The organism is Oleisolibacter albus (assembly GCF_003336875.1).
GTDB lineage: Bacteria > Pseudomonadota > Alphaproteobacteria > Azospirillales > Azospirillaceae > Niveispirillum > Niveispirillum album.
Genome location: NZ_QGNJ01000005.1, coordinates 194,944 through 218,934, shown reverse-complemented (window position 1 = coordinate 218,934; position 23,991 = coordinate 194,944). Strand labels below are relative to the sequence as shown.

Below are 23,991 nucleotides of genomic sequence, written 5' to 3'. Positions count from 1 at the left end.
CCATTTTCCGCTTTCCTGACCGGACCACCCGCCCCATGGCCGAGCTTTTCATCGAACTGTTCATGGAAGAGATCCCCGCCCGCATGCAGGTGCGTGCCGGGGAGGAGTTCAAGCGTCTGGTTGAGGACAAGCTGACCGGTGCCGGCATCCATTTCGCCCGGGGGGAGGTCCATACCACGCCCCGCCGCATCGCCCTGGCGGTGCAGGGGCTGCCCACGCGGCAGGCCGATGTGCGGGAGGAGCGCAAGGGGCCGCGCGTGGGTTCGCCCGAACAGGCGCTGCAGGGCTTCCTCAAGGCATCGGGTCTTGCCAGCATCGATCAGGCGGAGCAGCGCGACACCGGCAAGGGTGTGTTCTATTTCGCTGTGACGGAGAAGCCGGGCGGCAACACCGCCGATGCTCTGCCGGCCCTCATCGACGCCGCCATCCGCGAACTGCCCTGGCCGAAATCCATGCGCTGGGGCGCCAACCAGTTCCGCTGGGTGCGGCCGCTGCACGGCATCGTCGCCCTGTTCGACGGAAAGGTCGTTCCCGGCGCCCTGACCCTGCGCACGGCCGAGCCGGCGCCGGAAGCCAGCGAGGGCAATACCTGTCTGGCCGGGGAGGTGACATCCGTCACGCTGCCCTATGGTGACACCACCCACGGCCATCGCTTCCTGGCCCCCGACGCCATCACCGTCACCTCTTTCGACCAGTACAAGACGGCCCTGCGCCAGGCCTTCGTCGTCCTCGACCGTGAGGAGCGCAAGCGCCTGATCCTGGACGGCGCGCAGAAGGCGGCAACGGCCCAGGGCTTCGTGCTGAAGGATGATCCGGGCCTGCTGGACGAGGTGGTCGGGCTGGTGGAATGGCCTGTCGTGCTGACCGGCACCATCGACGACGAGTTCATGGATGTGCCGGCCGAGGTGCTGACCACCTCCATGCGCACGCACCAGCGCTACTTCGCCCTGCAGACGGCGGACGGCGCGCTGGCGCCGCGCTTCGTCGTCGTCGCCAACCGGACCACGGCCGATGGCGGCAAGGCTGTCGTGGCCGGCAATGAACGCGTCCTGCGCGCCCGCCTGTCCGACGCCAAGTTCTTCTGGGATCAGGATCTGGCCACGCCGCTGGCCGATCGCCGCGCGGCCCTGGGCGCGATCACCTTCCACGAGAAGCTCGGCACCATGCTCCAGCGGGTGGAGCGCATCGAGGCGCTGGCGGTGGAGATCGCCCGCATCCTCGGCGACGACGCCGCGACCACCGATCAGGTCCGCACCGCCGCCCGGCTGTGCAAGGCCGATCTGGTCACCGGCGTGGTGGGCGAGTTCCCGGAGGTGCAGGGCATCCTGGGCGGCTATATCGCCCGCGCCCAGGGCCAGCCCGACGCCGTGGTCACGGCCATCGCCGACCATTACAAGCCGCTGGGACCCAGCGACCGCCTGCCAGCCGACCGGGTGGCCGTCGCCGTCGCCCTGGCCGACAAGATCGACACGTTGGTGGCCTTCTTCGGTATCGACGAGAAGCCCACCGGCAGCCGCGACCCCTTCGCCCTGCGCCGGGCCGCCCTGGGCGTCATCCGCCTGATCGTGGAGAACGGGCTGCGGCTGACGTTGCTGGATGTCTTCGCCGCAGCCGGCGCCGCACCGTCCGTGGGGCAGGAGCTTCTCGCGTTCTTCGCTGACCGGCTGAAGGTGGCGTTGAAGGAAAAGGGCGTCCGGCACGACCTGATCGACGCCGTGTTCGGGCTGGGGGGGCAGGACGATCTGGTGCTGCTGTTGAAGCGGGTCGATGCGCTGGCCGGCTTTGTCGCGTCGGAGGATGGCGCCAACCTGCTGACGGCCTACAAGCGGGCCGCCAACATCCTGCGCATCGAGGAGAAGAAAGACGGCGTCTCCTATGCCGAGCAGGCCGTCGATCTCCGCCAGATGGCCCTGCCGGAGGAACAGTCGCTGCTGGGCGCCCTGAACGACGCCACCGCCGGGATCGAGCCGTTGCTGGCGGCGGAGGATTTCGCCGGGGCCATGCGGGTGCTGTCGGCGCTGCGGGTTCCGGTCGATGCCTTCTTCGACAAGGTCACGGTCAATGCGCCCGAGGCCGATCTGCGCGCCAACCGGTTGCGACTGCTGTCGCGAATCCGAACCACGCTGAACCGCGTGGCCGACTTCTCCCGCATCGAGGGCTGATCCCCGCCATGACGCTCCGCCGCCGCCCCATCCCCCGACCGGGGGATGGGGTTGGTCGCGTTTGTAGCGGAATTACGGGCGGGAGCGTTGGTAACGGTAACTTGCTTGCCGGTGCCGCACGGCTCTTGCGTTTTTCTGCCGGAAATCGCCATTACCCTTCGCGGACAATGGTTCGATTTAGCAACGATGGTCAGATTATTGACCGTTGTCCTTGCTACCCCTTACGATCTTCTTGCCCTCCCTCCCGAACGGAGGGGCGGCGGGTTGGAGGTGCGACATGTGCGGCATGGCGCAAAAACGGTTGCACCGTGTTGCACCTCGCTGTCGATGCGTACACTTTCAGCCTCAAACCTTGAGACGGGACCAGCACCATGACGAAGTGGGTCTACAGCTTCGGTGAAGGCAAGGCCGAAGGCCGGGCGGACATGAAGAACCTGCTCGGCGGCAAGGGCGCCAATCTGGCGGAGATGAGCAATCTCGGCCTGCCCGTGCCTCCGGGCTTCACGATCACGACAGAGGTCTGCACCTACTTCTACGCCAACGGCCGGGAATATCCGGGCACGTTGCGCGACGAGGTCGCGGCAGCCCTGGCGCAGATCGAGCGGATCGTCGGCACGGTGTTCGGCGATGCCGCCAACCCGCTGCTGGTCTCGGTGCGCTCCGGTGCCCGCGCCTCCATGCCGGGCATGATGGACACGGTCCTGAACCTGGGCCTCAACGACGTCACGGTGCAGGGTCTGGCCAAGCGCTCGGGCGATGCCCGTTTCGCCTATGACAGCTACCGCCGCTTCATCCAGATGTTCGGCAATGTGGTGCTGGGCGTCGACCACCACCATTTCGAGGAGGTGCTGGAGCAGGTCAAGCGCGACCGCGACCTCACCCTCGACACCGAACTGACGGCCGAGGACTGGCAGTCCGTCATCGTCGGCTACAAGGACGTGGTGCAGCAGGAACTGGGCCATCCCTTCCCGCAGGACCCGCAGGAACAGCTGTGGGGCGCCATCGGCGCCGTGTTCGGCAGCTGGATGAACCAGCGCGCCATCACCTATCGCAAGCTGCACGAGATCCCGGCCGAATGGGGCACCGCCGTCAACGTCCAGGCCATGGTGTTCGGCAATATGGGCGATGACTGCGCCACCGGCGTGGCCTTCACCCGCAACCCCTCCACGGGCGAGAACGCCTTCTATGGCGAATATCTGATCAACGCCCAGGGCGAAGACGTGGTGGCGGGTATCCGCACGCCGCAGCACCTCACCATCGCCGGCAAGCTGGCCAACGGCTCCACGCTGCCGGCCATGGAAGAGAGCATGCCGGAGGTGTTCAAGCAGCTGGACGCGGTGCGCCTGAAGCTTGAGCGGCATTACCGCGACATGCAGGACATCGAGTTCACGGTGCAGCAGTCCAAGCTCTACATGCTGCAGACCCGCACCGGCAAGCGCACGGCCCCGGCGGCCCTGAAGATCGCCGTGGACATGGTGCGCGAGGGGCTGATCACCCAGAAGGAAGGCGTGCTGCGCATCGAGCCGAAGTCGCTCGACCAGCTGCTGCACCCGACCCTGGACCCCAAGGCCAAGAAGCAGATCATCGCCAAGGGCCTGCCGGCCAGCCCCGGCGCCGCCTCCGGCAAGGTCGTCTTCTCCGCCGAGGAGGCCGAGCGCATGGCCGGGCAGGGGGAAAGCGTCATCCTCTGCCGTGTGGAGACCTCGCCGGAGGACATCCACGGCATGCACGCCGCCCGCGGCATCCTCACCACCCGCGGCGGCATGACCAGCCACGCCGCCGTGGTGGCCCGCGGCATGGGCCGCGCCTGCGTTGCCGGTGCCGGTGAACTGCGCATCGACTACAAGCGCGGCTTCATCCTGACCCGCAGCGGCGAGGTGAAGGCCGGCGACATCATCACCATCGACGGCTCCACCGGCGAGGTCATCCTGGGTGAGGTGCCGACGCTGCAGCCGGAGCTGAGCGGCGATTTCGCCGAGCTGATGGGCTGGGCCGACAGTCTGCGCCGCATGACGGTGCGCACCAACGCCGAAACCCCGCTGGATGCCCGCACCGCCCGCAAGTTCGGCTGCGAGGGCATCGGTCTCTGCCGCACCGAGCACATGTTCTTCGATGCCGACCGCATCGTCGCCGTGCGCGAGATGATCCTGGCCGATACCGAGGCCGGCCGCCGCGCCGCCCTGGCCAAGATCGCGCCGATGCAGTGCCAGGACTTCGTCGAGCTGTTCAAGATCATGAAGGGCCTGCCGGTCACCATCCGCCTGCTGGACCCGCCGCTGCACGAGTTCCTGCCGAACTCGGAAGCGGAGATCGAGGAGGTGGCCCGCGCCGCCGGGACCGATGTGCAGAAGGTGCAGCACCGCGCCATCCAGCTGCACGAGGCCAACCCGATGCTGGGCCATCGCGGCTGCCGTCTGGGCATCTCCTTCCCGGAAATCTACGAGATGCAGGCCCGCGCCATCTTCGAGGCCGCGGTCCAGGTCTTCAAGGAGACCGGCGAGACGGTGACGCCGGAGATCATGATCCCCCTGGCCGGCACCAAGAAGGAGCTGGACATCCTGAAGGCGGTGATCGACCGCGTGGCGCAGGAGGTCATCACCGCCTCCAACCACAAGATCGATTACCTCGTCGGCACCATGATCGAACTGCCGCGCGCCGCGCTGCAGGCCGGCAAGATCGCCGAAACCGCGCAGTTCTTCAGCTTCGGCACCAACGACCTGACCCAGACCACCTTCGGCATCAGCCGCGACGATGCCGGCAGCTTCCTGCCGGACTATCAGCGGGCCGGCATCTTCGAGCATGACCCGTTCGTCACGCTCGATACCGAGGGTGTGGGCGAGCTGGTGAAGATCGCTGCCGAGCGTGGCCGTGCGACCCGCGGCGGCATCAAGCTCGGCATCTGCGGCGAGCATGGCGGCGATCCGTCGTCGATCTATTTCTGCGAGAAGGTGGGGCTGGATTACGTGTCCTGCTCGCCCTACCGCGTGCCGATCGCCCGTCTGGCCGCCGCCCAGGCCGCCATCCTGGGGGAACAGGCCGTCAGCGAGGCCTGATCGCCGGGTCCGTCCGGTCGCATGAAAAAGGCCCCCGCGGGATCCCGCGGGGGCCTTTCCTTTTGCCGTGCCGGCCGGCTGATGCCGCCGGCGCCATGGGAACAAGGTTACTGGCCGCCGCCCGCGCTGCCGGTCGAGCTGCTGCTGCCGCCGGTCGAGCCGGTGCTGCTGGTCGTCCCCATGCTGCTGCCATGGGATTCCGTGCGGCCCGTGCCGGCGGAGTCGCTGCCGCCGGTGGCAGTCGAGCCGGTGCCGGAGCCCGTGCCCGATGTTGTGCCGGTGCGGCCCATGGAGGTGCCTGCCGTATCGCCGGAATTGCGGTTCAGCGACACGGTGCTGTCGTCATACTCGAACTCCTGCATGGCCTGGATCTGCTGCTGGGTCAGGCTCTGGATGCGCACATCGTCGGCACCCGGGCTGATCTGGGCCTGCTGGAAATCCACGGCCACGGTCTTGTCCCCCAGCCCCAGGAACCCGCCGCTGGAGATCACCAGCTGCCGGGCCTGGCCGGATTGCGGGTCCAGGACCACGTCGGAGATCTCGCCGATCTCCTCATTGTTGGCCCCGACCACGGTCTTGCCAATGAGCTTCTCGGCCGTGGTGCGGTCCGTGCCGGTCGAGGCTGTGTGCGACGCCGAGCCGCCGGCCATGCTGCCGGTGGCGCTGTTGTCCTGCGTGCGGGCTGAGGTGGAGTTGGCAGCGGGTGACGGTGAGGTCTGACTGCTGACACTTCCCGTCGGGCCGGAAGGTGTCGTCTGGCTGCTGTCCTGGGCGAAGGCGGCCCCGGTCATGGTCAGGGCGAAAGCCGACGCCGCTCCGATCAGGTGCTTGCGCATGTCGATTTCTCCTTTGTCCGTGGCAGAGGGTCACGGCCCCCCACCTTCGCCTGCACCAACAGGACAGACGGCCGGATATTCCAAAGGAGCGACGCGCAAATCCGGGGTGCGCCGCGGGGTACTCCGGGGCGGTCAGGCCGCGCTGCTGCCGCCTGTCAGCGTCTGCACCCCCGTGGCGGTGGCCCGCAGCTGTTCGGCGATCTGGGCCAGCCTGTTGCCCAGTTCCCGCGTTGCCTGGGACTGGGCGGCCTCGCCCTGGCGGCTGCTGGATTTCAGCCCCTCGATGGCCCGCGACAGGTCCACGGTCAGCCCGTCCATGCGCAGCACGCGCTCGCGCAGGGACTGGGCCAGTTCGGCGATCACGGTCAGATCCAGGGATTCGCGCTGCCGGTTGCTGTCCAGCAGGGAACGGATGCTGCTGGCGGAGCCGTCCAGCCGTTCGCCCAGCCGTTCGATGCCCTCCAGGCGCTGCTTCAACGCTTCGGCGATGCTGGCCAGCTCGTCGACGCCACGCCGCTCCTCGCCGCTGGCGATCAGGGCATGCACGGCCTCGGTGGCGGCGCCCAGGCCGGCCGCGGCGCCTTCGATGGAGTCGATGCGGTCCTTCAGGCTCTGCACCAGGGCCACGGCATCGCGCACGGCCTCGGCCCCCTGGCGGTCGCTGCTGGCGATCAGGGCATGCACCGCGTCGGTGGCGGCCGACAGGCCGGCGGCTAGGCCGGCCAGATCGCCCGTGTCGCTCTCCTGCGTGCGGCGCTGCTCCAGCGCGTCGGCCAGGGCGCGCAGCTGTTCCACCAGCTGGTCCTGCCGGGCGGCGGTCCGCGACAGGGTTCCCGTGGCCTCGCCGGCCTGATTGGCCAGCTGCCGCGTCTCCAGCCGCAGCTCGCCGGTGGCGTCGCGCAGCCGGGCCGTGGCGTCGTCCACACCGCTGGCCAGGGTCTGGGCCAGCCGCTGGGCCGTGCCGCCGATCTCCTGCACCCGCTCCTGGATCTGGGCGGCGCTGCCGCGCAGCCGGGCCAGCATGTCGGCCATGGCTTCCTGGGTGTCGGGTTCGATGCGGCGGCGGTCGAACTCCGCCCGCAGCCCGTCGCCCGCCTCGCGCACGGTCTCCGCCGCTTCGGCCATTTCGCCCGCACGGGCGGCCACATCGCCGACCAGGGTGGACAGCCCGTCCTGCACCTGCTCGAAGCGCTCGGCCAGCGGTTCCAGCCGCTGGCTGGCGATGTCGGCGGAGGCCTCCATGACGGATTTGGCCTGCCGCATCTCATCCAGGGTCGAGTCCAGGTTGGCGCTGATGTCGCGGGAGCGGTCGTCCAGCAGATCGGCGGCGCGGGCGACCTGATGGCCGGCATCCTCCAGCCGGGCGCTGGCCTGCTCCGTCGCCGTGTCCAGCCGGGCCGTGGCTTCGCCCAGGGCGGCCACCAGCGCATGCTCGCCGGCCTCCACCGCCTCCGCCGCCCGGATCAGACGGCCGCCGGTCTGCTCGGCGGAGGTGGACAGCAGATCGCCCGAGGCGCGCATCAGCTTGGCGGCGGTCAGCAGGTGCTGCTGCGCCTCGGCCATGCTGGACATCAGCTGTTGTGCGGCCTCGCGCGCCTGGGCGCTGGCATGGCGCATGCCGCCGTCGCTGCTGGCGAGGCTGGCCATGGTGGCCGTCACCTCCTCGCCGGCGGTGGACAGGGTGGCGGCCAGCGTGTCGGCATGACCCTTCAGCGTGGCGATCAACCCGTCCAGGCCACCGCCGGGGCTGCGGTCGTCGAAGGCCTTCACCTGGGCCACGGCATGGGCCAGCATCTCGGTGGACTGGCGGATCTCGCGATTGCTCTCATTGACCGTGCGCACGGCGGCGGTGCAGAGGGCGTTGACCTGTCCCAGCGTGTCGGTCAGCTGGGTCTTGGTGTCGCTGACCATGCGGCCCACATCGGCGCCCAGCACCGACAGCGTGCCGCCGGCACCGCGCAGACGCGCCGTCAGCGCCTCGAACAGGTCGGCGTAATCGCCCTCGAACTTCAGCCGCATGCGCCCGTCATCGGTCATGACCGAGATGTCGGGCACCTCCGACGCGACCTTGCGGAACCCGTCCACGGCGCGGGCCAGGGTGCCGAACTCGTCGGCGCGGCCGATGCCCCAGACCGGCGCGCGCCAGTCGCCCTTGGCCAGACCGGCGGTGCTGGCCGTCAGCTCGTGCAGGGGCCGCAGCACCCGCGTGCCGATCAGCAGCAGGACGGCGGCCAGCAGGGCGACCAGGGCGCCCACGGCGCCCAGCCCCAGCCAGAATCCACGCAAGGCCAGCTGCTCGAACCGCCCCACATCCATCTGCGACTGGCCGAGATGAAAGGCGGCGATGCGGTCGGCCAGGGCGGCATGGCCAGCCAGCAGGGCGAAGCCGCTGGCCCCGTCCAGGGGCTGGGGCCTGTCGCCGGCGGCAGCCAGGGCCTTGCGATAGCCGTCCAGCAACCGCTTGATCTCGCCCGCCAACTGCGACTCGGCCGGCGTCAGGCGCTTGGCCTCAAGTGCGCGCAGGGCCTTGTCCGCCGTCTCCAGATTGGTCTGCATGTCGCGGCGGGCATCGGCCGAGCCGGTTTCCGCCTGCAGGGCCAGGTTCTGCAGGAAGCCGGAGTGTCCCAGCGCCGTCTGCACCTCGTCCAGCAGGCGGTTCTTGGCCTCGGTGTCTGCTGGCAGCTCCTGCTGGGAGGTCTTGACCCGCTCCAGCCAGGCCCAGTGGAAGGCGGCGGCGCCGGCCAATCCACCCACGACCAGGGTGGCGGAAACCGCGATCGCCGCGCAGATCCCGCGCACCGACGACAGCCGCGATCCCGTGTCCATTCCGCCTCCCACGCGCTCATCTTGCGGTTTACCGCGGAAAGGCTAACAAATTCTTGGCCCCGCAGCATCCTTATCGTTTCCGGGAACGGGGCCGGAAGGGGCGGCAGCCCCCCCATGTCCACACGAGCGGCCCGCATGCGTATCCTCCAGCTTCTATTCTCCCGTGGCTTCCGCGGTGCCGAGCGGCATGTGGCCGATCTGGTCAATGCCCAGAGCCGGCGGCACTGCGTGCGCCTGCTGCTGCGCGCCGACGCGGAGGAGGCGGGCGTGTCGATCCGCCAGTTCCTCGACCCATCGGTGGATGTGGCGACCGTGCCGCCGGCGCTGCTGGGGCCGTCCACCTGGCTGGCGCTGCGGCGCTTCCGCCCGGATGTGGTCCATAGCCATGGCGGTCGGGCCGGGCGTGTGGTCGGCCGCTGGGGCGGCGCTGTGCCGCGGCTGGCGACCATGCATCTGGACTATCGGGCCAACTGGTATCGCCGGCAGCAGGCCCTGGTGGCGCCGACCGACTGGCAGGCCGAGGATGCGCGCGCCAAGGGCTTCGGCGGTCCCATCCATCGCCTGGACCTGTGGTTCACGCCGCATCCCGCCCCCTCGGCGGAGCGGGTGGCGGCCCTGCGGGCCGAGTTGGGGGCCGGAGCGGGTGAGATCCTGGTCGGGGCCGTGGGAGCGCTGATGCCGGTCAAGGGCATGGACACGCTGATCCGGGCTTTCCGCGGCCTGCCGGACCCGCGGCTGCGGCTGGCCCTGGTGGGGCAGGGGCCGGACCGCGCCGCGCTGGAGGCGCTTGCGACCGGCGACGGGCGCATCCGCTTCGCCGGTTTCCGCAGCGATGTGCGTGCGCTTTACCACGCCTTCGACCTGTTCGTGTTCCCCTCGCGCGAGGAACCGTTCGGGTTGGTGGCGCTGGAGGCGCTGGATGCCGGTCTGCCCATCGTGGCCACGGCCACCGACGGGGCCAGGGCCAGCCTGGGGCCGACGGCCTTCGTCCCCCCGGGCGACGCCGACGCGCTGGAGCGCGCCCTGGCCGCGGCGCTGTCCGGCCCGCTGGCGCGGCACCGGCCCGACCTGTCGCGCTGGTCGCTGGACCGGCATCTCGACGGGCTGGACCGGATCTATGCGGCGATGGCGGCTGGCGGTGGCGCGGTGGACAGGCGCTGACCGGGCAGCACCGCCGGGCTCACGCCTTCGCCGGCAGGCGCACCCAGTCGGGAATGGCCGGGGTCAGCCGGGTGTCCCCCGCCCGCAGCGGTGTCTCCTGCGCCAGCGCATCCAGGCGCAGCAGCGCCAGGGCCATGCCGTCGCGGCCGCTGCGGATCTCGCCCACATCGCGGTCGCCGGCCAGGATGATGGTGCCGGGGGCGGGCAGGGGACCGTCCAGCCGTACCGGCAGCAGACGCTTCTTCACCAGGCCACGATAGCGCGTGCGCGCCGTCAGCTCCTGCCCCATGTAGCAGCCCTTATCCCAGGCGACGCCGCCCAGCTCATCGAAACCGTTTTCCAGCAGGATGGATTTGTCCGGGATCAGGTCGCGGCTGCCGTCGGGAACGCCCAGACCCAGCCGCAGCCGGTCCCAGTCAGCCGCGTCGCCCACAGGGGCCGGCAGGGGGGCCTCCCGTGGCAGCAGCAGCCGGCAACCCAGGTCCGGCAGGCGCGGGTCGACACAGGCAGCCCCCTCCTCATAGGGACGGGCGGCGCCGGCCTCGGCCGGCACCCCCAGCAGTGCCGCCGCCCCATCGCCGATCACGGCGGCGACGGTGAAGCGGTCGCTGGCATCGGTCAGCTCGACCTTGGCGCGCAGGCGGTAGAGCCGCAGCCGCTTCAGCAGGTCCGGCAGCCGCTCCGCCTCCACATCCAGCAGCATCTGGTCGCCGGTGGCCAGGAAGAAGATATCGTGCAGGAACTTGCCCTGCGGCGTCAGCAGGGCGCCCCAGCCGGCCCGTGTCGGCGTCACCCGGCTCACATCCGCCGTCACCAGCCCCTGCAGGAAACTGATGCGGTCCGCCCCCGTCAGGGCGATGACGCCGCGGGCGGTCAGGGGGATGGCGGAGGGGCTGGACAGGCTGGACGATACGGACGGGACGGCGGACATTCTGGACCCGATGGCTACGGATACCGCTAAAGGTGGGTCGGTTCGGTCGCCGAAGCAAGATGGGTCCGCGCCCGGCTGCACTTCGCCGCGCACCAGCCGGGGCTGGCGGGCCGGTGTGGGGTGGTCGGTGCGGGCTGGTCGGGTCCGGCCCGCGGCGGTGGCAATCGCCCATGCCCCCGGCTATAAGGGCGGACGCCTGCGTCCGGCCGCGTCCGGCGCGCTTCCGGGTCCGTGTCAGCCGAGTGTCGCACCCCGTGGACGTTCTCTTCATCACCTCCAACCGGCTGGGCGATGCCGTCCTCACCACCGGCCTGCTGGGCCATCTGGTCGAGACGTTGCCCGAGGCCCGGTTCACCATCGCCTGTGGTCCGATCCCGGCTCCCCTGTTCCGCACGGTGCCGCGTCTGCGCCGCCTGATCCCTATGGGCAAGCGCCGCTGGTCGCTGCATTGGTTCGATCTCTGGCGTCAGGTGGCCGGGACACGCTGGGATCTGGTGGTGGATCTGCGCGATTCCGCCGTGTCGCGTCTGGTGCTGGCGCGCAAGCGCGCCGTCTTCCGCCATGGCGGTCCCGTGCGCCACAAGGTGGAGCAGCTGGCTTCGGTGCTGCGGGCGGAGCCGCCGCCGGCACCGCGCCTGTGGTTCGATGCGCCGCTGCGGGCCGAGGCGGAGCGTCTGACCGGCCCGGGACCGCTGCTGGCCCTGGGGCCGGCGGCCAACTGGACCGGCAAGGAATGGCCGGCCGACCGCTATGCCGAACTGGCCGACCGGCTGACCGGTCCCGGTGGTCCCCTGTCCGGGGCCAGGGTGCTGGTGCTGGCCGGGCCGGGGGAGGCCGAGCGGTGCCGGCCGGTGCTGGAGCGCTTGGGCGCCGGCCGGGCCGTGGACCTGATCGGGCGGACGGACCCGCTGTTGGCGGGGGCCTGCATCGCCCGGGCCGTGCTGTTCGTCGGCAATGACAGTGGCCTGATGCATGTGGCGGCCGCCAGCGGTACGCCGACCCTGGGTGTCTTCGGGCCTACCCCGGCCGAGATCTATGGTCCGTGGGGGGCACATGCGGACCATATCATCGCCCAGAACGTTCCTGGTGACAGCCCGGAGGCGCGGATGCGCCGCCTGTCGGTGGACGAGGTGGAAGCCGCCGTCCTCGGCCTCCTGGCCCGCACCAAGGGAGATGCGTTTTGGTGAGTGCGCCCATGGCGCGGCGGGAGCGGCCGGACCCGGTCTCCCCGCCCGTGCCGGACAGTTTCGCTTTCCCCTTCCTCGGTCTGACCGGGGGGCTGATCGCCCTGGCGACAGCCGTGATGGCCCCGCTGGTGCCGCTGGGCATGGCGCCCGCCCTCATCACCCTGTCGGTACTGTCCGGCGGCCTGCTGCTCTGGCGCCGTCGCCGGCTACCCGCCCTGCCGCCATCGCTGGTGCTGCCGCTGTTGCTGTTCTGGCTGTTGGGCGCGGTCAGCATTGCCTGGACCCCGGTGCCGGTCTCCGGGCTGGCCCAGGCCATCACCTTCCTTTATGAGGCGGTGCCGGCGCTGCTGCTGCTGGGCTTCCTTCTGGATCTGCCGCCGGCCCTGGCCCGGTCTCTCACGCGCATTGCCGTCTGGGGCCTGGGCATCGGGCTGGCCCTGTTCGCCGTCGAAACGCTGGCCGACCAGCCGCTCTACCGTCTGGCCAAGCTGCTGGAAGGCACGCTGGTGGCAGAGGAGCGGGCGCTGAACCGACCCTCCGTCATCCTGGCCCTGCTGCTGTGGCCGGTGGCCTTCATCCTGGCCGCCCGCGGCAAGGCGGCCGCCCTGGCCCTGCCGGCGGGCTATTTCCTGCTGACCCTGGCCACCCCCAGCGCCTCGGCCGTGGTCGGCAGCGCCGCCGGCCTGCTGACGCTGCTGGCGGCCTGGCGCTGGCCGCTGACCACGGCCCGCCTGTGGATGGGCGTGACCATCCTGGGGTTCGCCGCCAGTGTGCCCTTCGGTCTGTGGCTGGCCGCCGTCGATCCGGAGATCCTCAACCGGTTGCCCTTCAGCTTCGCCCACCGTGTCGGCATTTGGCATTTCGTGGCCCAGCGCGCGGCGGAGCATCCCTGGCTGGGCTGGGGGCTGGATGCGTCCCGCGCCATTCCCGAGGGTGGCCAGATCCTGGCCGGTCTGGCGCTGGACCGGCAGAGCCTGCCGCTGCATCCGCACAACATCTTCCTGCAGACCCGGCTGGAACTGGGGTGGATCGGTGCCGGCCTGCTGGCCTGGTTCGGGGTTGCGCTGCTGCGGTGGGCCGCCCGCCTGGATCCGGGCCTGCGGCCCTTCGTGCTGGCCTGCTACGCCAGCGCGCTGACCATCGCCTGCTTCGCCTACGGCGCCTGGCAGACCTGGTGGATCTGCGCCCAGCTGTTCACCGCGCTGCTGTTCACGGTGGCGGCCCGTCGCGCCGGATCAGACAAGCCGCTCCCGCGGCCTTGAGGCGGGAGCAGAGATCCTCGGCCCCGGCCCTGTCGAATCCGGGCACCAGGATCCGGGTGACACTGCCCTTGCCCTCCAGCACCACGCTGGCGAAGCGCGGCGTCCGGGCGGCCAGCAGCGCCGTATGGCGCCGTGACAACCGGCGCCAGTGACGGTCGGCGTCCGCGGCCGATGGCAGGGCGCCCAGCTGCACGGCCCAGTCTCCAGCCGGTGTCGGCACGGCATCCCGCGGGGAGTCCGGCCCGGGCACGGCGGGCGGTGACAGCGCATCCCGCCGCGGTGGGGGCGTGCCTGGACTGTCGGGCGTCAGCGGCTGGGTTGCCAGCGCCGTCGCCTCCGCCTCCACCGCCGGTGTCACCTGACGCTCGATTTCATCCTTCAGCCGGATCGCGGCCATGAGATGCCGTCGCTCGGCCCGCATCGCCCAGTGCAGGGCCTGTACGGGATCGCGCGCCGTCCCCAGCCCGAACCAGTACAGCGTCGCCAGATTGTTCTGGGCATGGGCATCGCCGGCCCGCGCCGCCGGCAGCAGATAGGCAAAGGCCTTGTCATAATCCGCCGGAACCGGGTCACCGAAGGCGTAGAGCGATCCCGCCGTGGTCTGTGCCCCCACATGGCCGGCCCTGGCCGCCTGCTCCAGATAGGCCAGGGCCGCCGGCACGTCGCGGGCGGCCCCCTTGCCCTGCAGCAGCATCTGCCCTGCCAGGAACTGGGCCGTGCGATCGCCCGAGGCCGCTCCGGCCCGGAACGCCGCCAGAGCCGCAGTGTCATCTCCAGCCCGCAGGGCTTCCCGGCCCGCCGTCACCGCATCGCTGGCGGCGGGGCCGGCCGGGTGCAGAATCAGGGTCAGGGCCAGCAGGGCCGGGGTCAGATGACGCATGGCTTCTCCTCCAGCAGGGCAGCGCATGACCACCCCAGGATGCCAGAAGCCCATTCTTCTGCAACGTCACGTTCGGGCTTGTGCGGCATGGCGCTTGACGGGCGCGGACGGAGGGAGTTCAACAGGCGCCCGTTCCCCGCCTTGCATCCGGACAGCCATGGCCCAGAAGAAGAATCCGCTGAACCTGAACCCGCTGCAGCTGAAGACCCTGACCCTGTTCCAGGCTCTGGCGGAGTTCGAGGATATCAGCCGCCCGCTGGGCGATGGTGAGATCGAGGTGATGGAGCTGCCTTTCACCGCCCACGGCAACCATTTCCATCTCGGCCCCTGGCTGGTGTTTGCCCAGGACGCGACAGGCTTGCGCAACCCGGCCCCCTGGACGGTGCTGGAGCGCAAGGGTCTGATCCGCGGCAATTTCCCCGTCAGCGTCGTGCTGACCCGGGACGGGCTGGACTATGAAACCGGCATGCGCCGCCAGATCCTGCAGGGGTCCGACCACTGAGAAGGGGAAGCCTTCCCGCCTGCGCCGCACTGATCACCGGAGAGGCTCCGCCGCCGCCTTCACGGCGTCATAGTAGTTGTTCTCCCCCTCATCGCGCCGGCAGCCGGCGAGGTGCAGGCCGGAGGCCTGGAGCGCCCGCTTGTATTCCTGCACACCGAGCGACCTCGACCTGCGCCCGGTCAGGCTGTCTCGCCATTGGCAGATCTCGCGCGGTGCGCTGAACAGGAACCGCCCGCCGGGTCCAAGGGCCTTTGCAACGCGGCGGATCACGGCCCGCTGATCCTTCTCTGCAAGAAGAAACAACAGACCGACCGCAAGCGCCGCATCAAATGTGCGGTGGAAGAAGGCACTGTCCTGCGCAGGCTCGCAGGCGCTTGGCGCCGTCGGGAAGCGGCTGCGGAACGCAGCGATCAGGGTGGGCGAGGCATCGATTCCAAAGACTTGGAACCCGTCCTCGATCAGGGCTTGCGCGATCGGCACGCCGGACCCGCAGCCCACATCCACGATGCAGCCGCGCCGCGGCAAATGATCCTGTGCCCAGGAGCGGACCAGCGATGTGCCAATGCCGGAGCGGGCGGACATGAATCGCCCGGCGGCCTCATCCCACCCTTCCGAAGGGTCGATGCCCACACAATCGTCCTGATTTCAGCGTCAGTTAAGGATATTGTAGCAGGCACTGCCCAGATGGCAAGCCGATGTCCGCCAAGGCATCCTGCCTCTCCCGCATGCAGCGGGAGGACACTCGGGCGGGGGATGGTGCTGCCGATTGGAATCGAACCAACGACCTCGTCCTTACCAAGGACGCGCTCTACCGACTGAGCTACGGCAGCTCCGGGCACCCCGGAAGTGGGCGGCTATGTGCCATGCTCGGCCGGGGTGTGCAAGCATAATCGACTCCCCGGGCGAAAAAAACCCGGACTTGACGCAGGCGGGTGGAATGCCTGGAATCCCGGTTCCGCTGCCGCCAACCCCCGATGCTGCCGATGACCGCCGGACCGCAGAAGCCCGCCAAGCCCGATGACCGTAACGCCCGTCTCGCCAAGGCCTTGCGCGACAATCTTCGCAAGCGCAAGGAGCAGGAGCGCGCCCGCGACGATCAGCCGGCCCCGTCCGACCCCGGCTCGAGCCGCGCTCCTGCTTGAGCGCGACGGGGGGCTGGGCTACAAGCCCTGGACCCGCCGGCCTGGCTGACCGGCCGCATCCCTATTGCCTCTCCCACGGAAGGACTGCCCCATGGCGATCATGCCCGACACCTGGATCCGCGACATGGCGACCAAGCATGGCATGATCACGCCATTCACCGAGGCGCAGAAGCGGGAAGGGGTGATCTCCTACGGCCTGTCCTCCTACGGCTATGACGCCCGGGTGGCCGACGAGTTCAAGATCTTCACCAATGTCGATAATGCCATCGTCGATCCCAAGCGCTTCGACGAGACCAGCTTCGTCGACCGTAAGACCGACATCTGCATCATCCCGCCCAACAGCTTCGCCCTGGCGCGGACAGTGGAGTATTTCCGCATTCCCCGCGATGTGCTGGTGGTCTGCCTGGGCAAATCCACCTATGCCCGCTGCGGCCTGATCGTCAATGTCACGCCGCTGGAGCCGGAATGGGAAGGTCATGTGACGCTGGAGATCTCCAACACCACGCCGCTGCCGGCCAAGGTCTACGCCAACGAGGGGCTGTGCCAGTTCCTGTTCTTCAAGGGCGACAGCATCTGCGAGGTGTCCTATGCTGACCGGTCCGGCAAATATATGGGCCAGCGCGGCGTGACCCTGCCGCGCCTGTGACCCGCTACCGCGCGGAGCCGGGCCGTGACCGCTCCAGGCCGTGACCGCTCCAGGCCGTGACCGCTTTGGGACGGGTGACCGATCCTTAATCCGGTTGCCCTCATCCCGGTATCCGCGACCATCTTCGTGCCATGTTTCCGGTCGACACCGCCTTTTCCCGTTCCTCCTGCCGCAACGAACCTGACCCATGGACAAGCTCCGCATCCGCGGCGGCCGCACGCTGAAGGGCGAGATCGCCATCAGCGGTGCCAAGAATGCCGCCCTTCCCCTGTTGGCCGCCTGCCTGCTGACGGACGAGACGCTGACGCTCTCGAACCTGCCGCATCTGGCCGACATCACCACCATGGCCAACCTGCTGGCCCAGCACGGGGTGGACATCCATCTCAATGGCCAGGGCGGTGCGCATGGCTGCCAGGGGCGGGTGGTGGAGTTGAACGCCGGCACCATCACCAGCCTGGAAGCGCCCTACGATCTGGTACGCAAGATGCGCGCCAGCGTGCTGGTGCTGGGGCCGCTGCTGGCCCGCTTCGGCCAGGCCAAGGTCAGCCTGCCCGGTGGCTGCGCCATCGGGCCACGCCCGGTGGACCTGCACATCAAGGGCCTGCAGGCCATGGGTGCGGAGATCGAGATCGAAGGCGGCTATGTCGTCGCCAAGGCCCCGCCGGGCGGTCTGCGCGGAGCCGAGTTCGTCTTTCCGCAGGTATCCGTGGGCGCCACCGAGAATCTCATGATGGCGGCGGCCCTGGCCAAGGGCGAGACCGTGCTGGTCAACGCCGCCCGCGAGCCGGAAATCGGCGACCTGGCCCATTGCCTCATCGCCATGGGGGCCGAGATCGAGGGGATCGGCAGCGACAAGCTGCGCATCCGCGGCAAGGAGCGGCTGCACGGCGCCACCCACGCCATCCTGCCCGATCGCATCGAGACCGGCACCTATGCCATGGCCGCCGCCATCACCGGTGGCGAGGTGGAGCTGATCGGCGCGCGCCTGCAGGACCTGCAGGCCGTGGCCATCACCCTGGCCGGAGCCAATGTCGCCTTTGTCCCGACCGAGCGCGGCTTTCGGGTTCAGCCCACCGGCCCGCTGCTGGGCGTGGATGCCATGACCGAGCCGTTCCCCGGCTTCCCCACCGATCTTCAGGCCCAGATGATGGCCCTGATGTGCGTGGCCAACGGCGCCTCGATGATCACCGAGACCATTTTCGAGAACCGTTTCATGCATGTGCCGGAGCTGGCGCGCATGGGGGCCAAGATCACGGTCCATGGTTCCTCCGCCCTGGTCCGCGGCGTGCCGAAGCTGACCGGCGCTCCGGTCATGGCCACCGATCTGCGCGCCTCGGTCAGTCTGGTGCTGGCCGGCCTCGCCGCCGGTGGCGAGACGGTGGTCAACCGCATCTATCACCTGGACCGCGGCTATGAGCGGCTGGAAGAGAAGCTGATCGCCTGCGGCGCGGATATGGAACGGCTGAAGGACGCTACCTAAATAAGGCTATGGGGCCGTCCCGTCCGGGGCGGCCCGGGGTTCATCAGGGGACGTCGGGGAATGGCCACGGGGCTGAAGCTGCGCGCAGGCGATGCGGAGGATCTGAAGGTGGTGTCGGCCATGGTGCAGGACGCCATTGTTCCCATCTGCGACATCGCCTTTCTGGCGGAGGAGCAGTCCTTCATTGTCATTGCCAACCGGTTCAGGTGGGAATGTGCCGACCGTGCGGATGGCATATCCGCGGGCGGGCCGACGCCGGACGCGGATTGCAGTTTCGAGCGCACCAACTGCGCCCTGCGCTTCCATGGGGTCAGCCGCGCCAGTTACCGCAATCTCGATCTGCGCGACCGCACGCAGATGCTGAACCTGCTGGCGGTGGAAGCGGGGGAGGGGGGCGTGCTGCTGCATTTCTCCGGCGGCCATGGCATCCGCCTGGAGGTCAGCGGCCTGGATGTGCGTCTGGAGGATATCGGCGAACCCTGGCCCACCGGCCTCAAGCCCTGCCACGAAGAGGCCCGGCAGGGCGCCTGAATCCCGGGTTGCCCCGTCCTGCCCCGTCTGATCCGGATGCGCCCAAGCCCCTTGGGCGGAGCGATAGCCGTTCTTGTCAGCGTTCCATCCCCGCAAGCGTGCCTTGTCCCGACGGCGGGGCCTTGCGGCTGGACGACCGTGCTGTGGCATGCCAAGTAAAGGCGCCCCGCGGTCGGGGTGTTCCGGCCGCGGAACCCGACACCGCCGCTGGAGCTGTATAGACATGACGCCGCCCGCCAATGACCTCCTGGTACTGGCCCTGCCCAAGGGCCGCATCCTGGATGAGGTGAGGCCGCTGCTGCATCATGTCGGTATCGAGCCGGAACCGGATTTCGACAATCCCAAATCCCGTGCCCTGCGCTTCGCCACCAACCGGCCCGATGTGCAGATCATCCGTGTGCGCAGCTTCGACGTGGCCACGTTCGTGGCTTTCGGCGCCGCCCAACTGGGGGTCTGCGGCAACGATGTGCTGATGGAGTTCGACTATCCCGAGATCTACACGCCGTTGGATCTCGGCATCGGCAAATGCCGCATCGCCGTGGCCGAGCCGGTGGCGCTGAGCGATGGCGACGATCCGGCCCGCTGGAGCCATGTGCGCGTCGCCACGAAGTATCCCGAGATCACCCGCCGCCATTTCGCCGCCCGCGGCGTCCAGGCCGAGTGCATCAAGCTCAACGGGGCCATGGAACTGGCGCCCAGCCTGGGCCTGGCCCGCCGCATCGTCGATCTGGTCTCCACCGGCACGACATTGAAGGCCAACGGGTTGAAGGAGATTGAGCATATCGCCGACATCTCCTCGCGCCTGGTGGTCAACCGTGCTGCCTTCAAGACCCGCCATGGGGAGATCCAGGGCTGGATCGACCGTTTCCAGGAGGCCATTCAGAATGCCGCTTAGGCTCTCCACCCGCGATCCGGATTTCGAGTCCGGCTTCCGTGCCCTGCTCTCGGCCAAGCGCGAGGTGCAGGAGGACGTCAACGCTGCCGTGGCCGCGGTGCTGGCCGATGTGCGCGCCCGTGGCGATGCCGCCGTCATCGACTATACCCGGCGCTGGGACCGGCTGACGCTGACGCCGCAGACAGTGCGCATCACCGCCGACGAGGTGGAGGCGGCGATGGCCCGCTGCGGGGCCGCCACGCTGGAGGCGCTGCATCTGGCCGCCGCCCGCATCGAGGCCTTCCACCGGCGGCAGACGCCGGAGCATCAGGACTATGTGGATGCGGCCGGGGTGCGCCTGGGCGCGCGCTGGACGCCTGTCGGTGCTGTCGGCCTTTATGTGCCCGGCGGCACCGCCGCCTATCCCAGCTCGGTGCTGATGAACGCCATTCCGGCCCGGGTGGCCGGTGTCTCCCGCATCGCCATGGTGGTGCCCAGCCCCGACGGGGTGCTGAACCCGCTGGTGCTGGCGGCGGCCAGGATCTCCGGCGTGACCGAGATCTACCGCATCGGCGGTGCCCAGGCCGTGGCCGCGCTGGCCTATGGCACGGAGAGCATCGCCGCGGTCGACAAGATCACCGGGCCCGGCAATGCCTTTGTGGCCGCGGCCAAGCGCCAGGTCTTCGGTACGGTGGGCATCGACATGATCGCCGGCCCGTCGGAAATCCTGGTGGTGGCGGACGGTCGGAACGATCCCGCCTGGATCGCCGCCGACCTGCTGTCTCAGGCCGAGCATGACACCTCGGCCCAGTCGATCCTCATCACCGACGATGCCGCCTTCGCCGATGCCGTGGCTGCGGCCGTGGAGGATCATCTCTCGCGCCTGCCGCGGGCGGACATTGCCGGGGAGAGCTGGCGCAGCCATGGCGCCATCATCCTGGTGGAGCGGCTGGAGCAGGCGGTGGACCTGGTGGACCGGCTGGCGCCGGAGCATCTGGAACTGGCAGTGGCCGATCCGGACGCCCTGGCGGCCCGGATCCGCAATGCCGGCGCCATCTTCCTGGGACGCTACACACCGGAAGCCATCGGCGACTATGTGGCCGGGCCGAATCACGTCCTGCCCACGGCGCGGTCGGCCCGGTTCTCCTCCGGTCTCAATGTGCTGGATTTCATGAAGCGCACCACGCTGGTGGGCTGTTCCCAGGCCAGTCTTCACGCCATCGGCCCGGCCGCCGTGGCCCTGGCCGAGGCGGAAGGGTTGGGGGCGCATGCGCTTTCAGTTGCCATTCGCCTGGGGAACAAGGCTCAATAGGAGAGAATGAAAACAGGGGAGGGCTGCGCGTGGGCAGCGGCAGGCATCGCATCAGCCATGTCGAGCTGATTGAAAAGAATGTGGTCCGCCGCAACCCCGAGGTGGAACATGAGCGCGCCGTCGCGCTGTTCGACCTGCTGGAGGAGAACCGCTTCGGACTGGTGGAGCAGCCCGACAGCGGTCCCTACCGGCTGCTGATCGCCATCGAGGACAATCGTCTGGTCTTCGATGTGCGGGCGGAGGATGAGGGCGAACTCAGCCGCATCATGCTGCCGCTGACACCCTTCCGCACCATCGTCCGCGACTATTTCCTCATCTGCGACAGCTACTACAAGGCCATCAAGACGGCTTCGCCGTCGCAGATCGAGGCCATCGACATGGGGCGGCGCGGCCTGCACAACGAAGGGTCGGAGCTGCTGCGCGAGCGGCTGGCCGGCCGGGTCGAGCTGGACCTCAACACGGCCCGCCGGCTGTTCACCCTGATCTGTGTCCTGCATATCCGGGGCTGAGGGGTGCGATGGCCGAATCCTCCCGGATCATCCCCGCCAGGATTACCAGTGTCCTGTTCGCCTGCACCCATAACTCCATCCGGTCGCCCATGGCCGAGGGGATGCTGAAGAAGCTGGCCGGAACCACGCTCTATGTGGATTCGGTGGGCGTGCGCGACGGCGCGATCGATCCCTTCGTCACCGCCGTCATGGCCGAGATCGGCGTCGATCTCAGCCGCCACCGCTGCAAGACCTTCGACCGGCTGGAGGATACCAGCTTCGATCTGGTGGTCTCCCTGTCGCCGGAGGCTCAGCACCAGGCGGTGGAACTGACGCGGACCATGGCCTGCGATGTGGAGTTCTGGAATACGTTCGACCCCTCGCTTGTGGAGGGCAGCCGGGAGATGCGGCTGGATGCCTATCGTCACGTGCGCGATACACTGTACCGCCGGATCCGGAACCGGTTCGGCCTGGAGCAGGCGGCGATCTGACGTCATCGCATCCCAGACTAGGCCGGCGTTGCGCCGCCGATACAGTTGTCTCCGCAAATAGAAGAAGCTGCGTCCGATGTGCGGAAAAAACGCTTGACCGCTGGAAGCCGCCCAATCACCTATTTGGCCGCCGATCTTGCCGGGTGAATGGACGTTATGGCGAAGGAAGACCTGATCGAGTTTTCGGGCACGGTTATGGAGCTGCTGCCCAATGCGATGTTCCGCGTGAAGCTGGACAACAACCACGAAGTGCTGGCGCATACCTCCGGGAAGATGCGTAAGAACCGCATCCGTGTCCTGGCGGGTGATCGCGTCAATGTCGAGATGACGCCCTACGATCTGACCAAGGGCCGAATCACCTTCCGCTTCAAGTAAGCGGACTGCGGGAAGTCCATGACAAGCGATCCGGTATCCAACACCGCCCCGGCTTCGACTGCGGGCGGTCAGCGTGTTTCCGACGTGGCTGCCCCGCGGTTGATCCTGGCCTCGGCCTCGCCGCGGCGGCGCGACCTGCTGGGGCTGGTCGGCCTGGTTCCGGCGCTGATCGATCCCGCCGACATTGATGAGAGCGAGCGACCGGGGGAACTGCCGGCCGTCTATGCCCAGCGCATGGCGGTGGAGAAGGCGGAGCGGGTGGCGCCGCGCCATGCCGGGTCCCTGATCCTGGCCGCCGACACGGTGGTGGCGGCCGGCCGCCGCATCCTGCCCAAGGCGGAGGATGCGGCCACGGCCCGCCGCTGCCTCGGCCTGCTGTCGGGCCGTCGTCATCGCGTCTATGGCGGTGTCTGCCTCATCGGCGCCGATGGCCGGCGCTGGACGCGCACGGTGCAGACGGCCGTGGTCTTCCGCCCGCTGGCGCCCGCGGAAATCGAGGCTTATGTCCGTTCCGGCGAATGGGACGGCAAGGCCGGGGGCTATGCCATCCAGGGCTTGGCGTCGGTCTTCGTGCGCGAGATCATCGGCAGCTATTCCAACATCGTCGGCCTGCCGCTGTACGAGGTGGCCGGTCTGCTGCGTGCCGCCGGGCTCGACCCGCTGACGCCCCATTACCCGGACTGATCCCATGCGCCGTGAACTCTGGCTCGACCGCCGTGGCCCGCTGCGCCGCGCGGCGTGGCTGGAGGATGGCGTGCTCACCGACCTTGCCATCGACCGTGAGGACCGGCCCGCCCATGCCGGCGACATCCGCCTGGGCCGGGTGGCGCGCATCGTCGCCGGCCTGGATGCCGCCTTCGTCGAGATCGGGCTGGACCAGCCCGCCCTGCTGAATGCCGCCGACATGCGACCAGCCCGGCGCGGCGCCCGGATCGGCCAGCTGCTGCGGACCGGCCAGACCCTGCTGCTCCAGGTCAAGGCCGATGCCCATGGCGACAAGGGCGCCGTCGTCACCATGGATGTGACACTGCCGGGCCGTTTCCTGGTGTTCATGCCGCAGGCGGACGGGCTGCACCTGTCCAAGCGCCTGGGCAAGGGGCCGGAGGTGGGACGCCTGCGCCAGACCCTGGCCGAGAGCGTGCCCAGCCGCGGCGGCTGGATTGTCCGTGCCGATGCCGCCGGTGTCGATCCAGCGCTGGTGGCGCTGGAGGCCGAGGCCTTGCTGGAACTCTGGCACGGGACGGAGACCGCGGCGGCATCGGCCACGGCGCCGGCGCTGCTGCGTCCGGCACCCGATGCCGTGGCCCGTGCCCTGGCCGAATGGACGGGGCGGGGGGTGGAGGCCATCCGCGCCGAGGGGCCGGCGCTGGCCGACACTGTGCGCCTCTGGTGCCGCGACCGCGCCCCCGATCTGGCGGCGCTGCTGCAGCCCCATGCCGGCCGGCCGCTGCTGTTCGAGACCGAGGATCTGGACGGTGTCATCGCCGGCCTTGGGGGGCGGCGGGTGCCGCTGGGCCAGGGCGGCTCCCTGGTCATCGACCGGACCGAGGCGCTGACCGTCATCGACGTCAATGGCGGCGAGCGTGGCAATCCCCTGGCCACCAATCTGGACGCGGCGGGCGAGATCGCGCGCCAGCTGCGCCTGCGCAATCTCGCCGGCATCATCATCGTGGATTTTGTCAATATGGGCCGGGCCGGCGACCGCGAGGCCGTGATCCAGGCCCTGTCCCACGCCGTTTCCAACGACCCCGTGGCCACCCATGTCTATGGCATGTCCCGCCTTGGCCTGGCGGAGATGACCCGTGCCCGCCGCGGACCCGCCCTGGCTGATCTTCTGACCGAAACCCTTTGA

At 69.3% G+C, this 23,991-nt stretch carries 22 protein-coding genes and 1 tRNA gene; 17 read left to right on the top strand and 6 right to left on the bottom strand.

Annotated features, from left to right (window positions below):
* The first annotated feature begins 35 nt into the window (after positions 1-35).
* Together glyS and ppdK are read left to right on the top strand one after the other, a co-directional pair.
* A complete protein-coding gene (gene glyS / locus DK368_RS09275; RefSeq protein ID WP_114393658.1) occupies positions 36-2,162 on the top strand; it encodes a glycine--tRNA ligase subunit beta in 2,127 nt (708 codons plus the stop codon).
* A gap of 371 nt (positions 2,163-2,533) precedes the next feature.
* Positions 2,534-5,215 carry a pyruvate, phosphate dikinase gene (gene ppdK, locus DK368_RS09270; protein ID WP_114393657.1) on the top strand — a complete coding sequence of 894 codons (2,682 nt, stop codon included), beginning with the start codon at positions 2,534-2,536 and terminating at the stop codon, positions 5,213-5,215.
* A 107-nt stretch (positions 5,216-5,322) separates the two neighbouring features.
* On the opposite strand, the gene DK368_RS09265 is transcribed toward ppdK, so the two are convergent.
* The gene (locus DK368_RS09265) at positions 5,323-6,051 is read right to left on the bottom strand and encodes a PRC-barrel domain-containing protein (protein WP_114393656.1); all 729 of its coding nucleotides are present in this window, start codon (positions 6,049-6,051) and stop codon (positions 5,323-5,325) included.
* Between the two features lie 132 nt (positions 6,052-6,183).
* The gene (locus tag DK368_RS09260; RefSeq protein WP_114393655.1) at positions 6,184-8,877 is read right to left on the bottom strand and encodes a HAMP domain-containing protein; all 2,694 of its coding nucleotides are present in this window, start codon (positions 8,875-8,877) and stop codon (positions 6,184-6,186) included.
* A gap of 135 nt (positions 8,878-9,012) precedes the next feature.
* On the opposite strand from DK368_RS09260, the gene DK368_RS21615 reads away from it, so the two are divergent.
* Positions 9,013-10,038: a glycosyltransferase gene (locus tag DK368_RS21615; RefSeq protein WP_162305948.1), complete on the top strand. Its 1,026-nt coding sequence runs from the start codon at positions 9,013-9,015 to the stop codon at positions 10,036-10,038.
* Between the two features lie 19 nt (positions 10,039-10,057).
* Here the strand turns inward: DK368_RS21615 and ygfZ are convergent, their stop codons facing one another.
* Positions 10,058-10,969 carry a CAF17-like 4Fe-4S cluster assembly/insertion protein YgfZ gene (ygfZ, locus tag DK368_RS09250; RefSeq protein ID WP_114393654.1) on the bottom strand — a complete coding sequence of 304 codons (912 nt, stop codon included), beginning with the start codon at positions 10,967-10,969 and terminating at the stop codon, positions 10,058-10,060.
* A gap of 254 nt (positions 10,970-11,223) precedes the next feature.
* Here ygfZ and DK368_RS09245 point away from each other — a divergent pair, with 254 nt between their 5' ends.
* Together DK368_RS09245 and DK368_RS09240 are read left to right on the top strand one after the other, a co-directional pair.
* On the top strand, positions 11,224-12,156 hold the full coding sequence (locus DK368_RS09245) for a glycosyltransferase family 9 protein (RefSeq protein WP_114393653.1): 933 nt from the start codon (positions 11,224-11,226) through the stop codon (positions 12,154-12,156).
* Complete coding sequence (locus tag DK368_RS09240) at positions 12,153-13,418, top strand: O-antigen ligase family protein (protein ID WP_155524531.1); 1,266 nt, start codon at positions 12,153-12,155, stop codon at positions 13,416-13,418. The genes DK368_RS09245 and DK368_RS09240 overlap by 4 nt, the downstream gene beginning before the upstream one ends.
* Here DK368_RS09240 and DK368_RS09235 read toward each other — a convergent pair.
* On the bottom strand, positions 13,366-14,298 hold the full coding sequence (locus tag DK368_RS09235) for an SPOR domain-containing protein (RefSeq protein ID WP_114393651.1): 933 nt from the start codon (positions 14,296-14,298) through the stop codon (positions 13,366-13,368). The genes DK368_RS09240 and DK368_RS09235 overlap by 53 nt on opposite strands.
* 157 nt (positions 14,299-14,455) lie before the next feature.
* Here DK368_RS09235 and DK368_RS09230 point away from each other — a divergent pair, with 157 nt between their 5' ends.
* Entirely contained in the window at positions 14,456-14,800 is a 345-nt protein-coding gene (locus DK368_RS09230; protein ID WP_114393650.1) for a hypothetical protein, read from the top strand.
* 33 nt (positions 14,801-14,833) lie between these two features.
* Here the strand turns inward: DK368_RS09230 and DK368_RS09225 are convergent, their stop codons facing one another.
* Both DK368_RS09225 and DK368_RS09220 read right to left on the bottom strand, forming a co-directional pair.
* Entirely contained in the window at positions 14,834-15,430 is a 597-nt protein-coding gene (locus tag DK368_RS09225) for a class I SAM-dependent methyltransferase (RefSeq protein WP_114393649.1), read from the bottom strand.
* Positions 15,431-15,554: 124 nt separating this feature from the next.
* Positions 15,555-15,630: transfer RNA gene (locus DK368_RS09220), tRNA-Thr, on the bottom strand.
* A gap of 144 nt (positions 15,631-15,774) precedes the next feature.
* Between DK368_RS09220 and DK368_RS21345 the strand changes: the two genes are divergently transcribed.
* From DK368_RS21345 to DK368_RS09170, 11 genes are all read left to right on the top strand, one after another.
* Complete coding sequence (locus DK368_RS21345; RefSeq protein ID WP_155524530.1) at positions 15,775-15,942, top strand: hypothetical protein; 168 nt, start codon at positions 15,775-15,777, stop codon at positions 15,940-15,942.
* Between the two features lie 91 nt (positions 15,943-16,033).
* A complete protein-coding gene (gene dcd, locus DK368_RS09215; protein ID WP_114393648.1) occupies positions 16,034-16,588 on the top strand; it encodes a dCTP deaminase in 555 nt (184 codons plus the stop codon).
* A gap of 187 nt (positions 16,589-16,775) precedes the next feature.
* Positions 16,776-18,068 carry a UDP-N-acetylglucosamine 1-carboxyvinyltransferase gene (murA, locus tag DK368_RS09210; RefSeq protein ID WP_114393647.1) on the top strand — a complete coding sequence of 431 codons (1,293 nt, stop codon included), beginning with the start codon at positions 16,776-16,778 and terminating at the stop codon, positions 18,066-18,068.
* Between the two features lie 60 nt (positions 18,069-18,128).
* Entirely contained in the window at positions 18,129-18,599 is a 471-nt protein-coding gene (locus tag DK368_RS09205; RefSeq protein WP_114393646.1) for a DUF2948 family protein, read from the top strand.
* A gap of 223 nt (positions 18,600-18,822) precedes the next feature.
* The gene (gene hisG / locus DK368_RS09200) at positions 18,823-19,494 is read left to right on the top strand and encodes an ATP phosphoribosyltransferase (RefSeq protein ID WP_114393645.1); all 672 of its coding nucleotides are present in this window, start codon (positions 18,823-18,825) and stop codon (positions 19,492-19,494) included.
* Positions 19,484-20,785, top strand: coding sequence for a histidinol dehydrogenase (gene hisD / locus DK368_RS09195; RefSeq protein ID WP_114393644.1), 1,302 nt, complete (start codon positions 19,484-19,486; stop codon positions 20,783-20,785). Before hisG ends, hisD begins: the two co-directional genes overlap by 11 nt.
* A 29-nt stretch (positions 20,786-20,814) precedes the next feature.
* The gene (locus DK368_RS09190) at positions 20,815-21,294 is read left to right on the top strand and encodes a UPF0262 family protein (protein ID WP_114393643.1); all 480 of its coding nucleotides are present in this window, start codon (positions 20,815-20,817) and stop codon (positions 21,292-21,294) included.
* Between the two features lie 8 nt (positions 21,295-21,302).
* Positions 21,303-21,764, top strand: coding sequence for an arsenate reductase ArsC (locus tag DK368_RS09185; protein WP_114393642.1), 462 nt, complete (start codon positions 21,303-21,305; stop codon positions 21,762-21,764).
* A gap of 156 nt (positions 21,765-21,920) precedes the next feature.
* The gene (infA, locus tag DK368_RS09180; protein ID WP_114393641.1) at positions 21,921-22,139 is read left to right on the top strand and encodes a translation initiation factor IF-1; all 219 of its coding nucleotides are present in this window, start codon (positions 21,921-21,923) and stop codon (positions 22,137-22,139) included.
* A gap of 18 nt (positions 22,140-22,157) precedes the next feature.
* Positions 22,158-22,823, top strand: coding sequence for a Maf family protein (locus DK368_RS09175; protein ID WP_114393640.1), 666 nt, complete (start codon positions 22,158-22,160; stop codon positions 22,821-22,823).
* A gap of 4 nt (positions 22,824-22,827) precedes the next feature.
* Positions 22,828-23,991 (top strand): ribonuclease E/G, encoded by a 1,164-nt coding sequence (locus tag DK368_RS09170; protein ID WP_114393639.1) that lies wholly within the window; start codon positions 22,828-22,830, stop codon positions 23,989-23,991.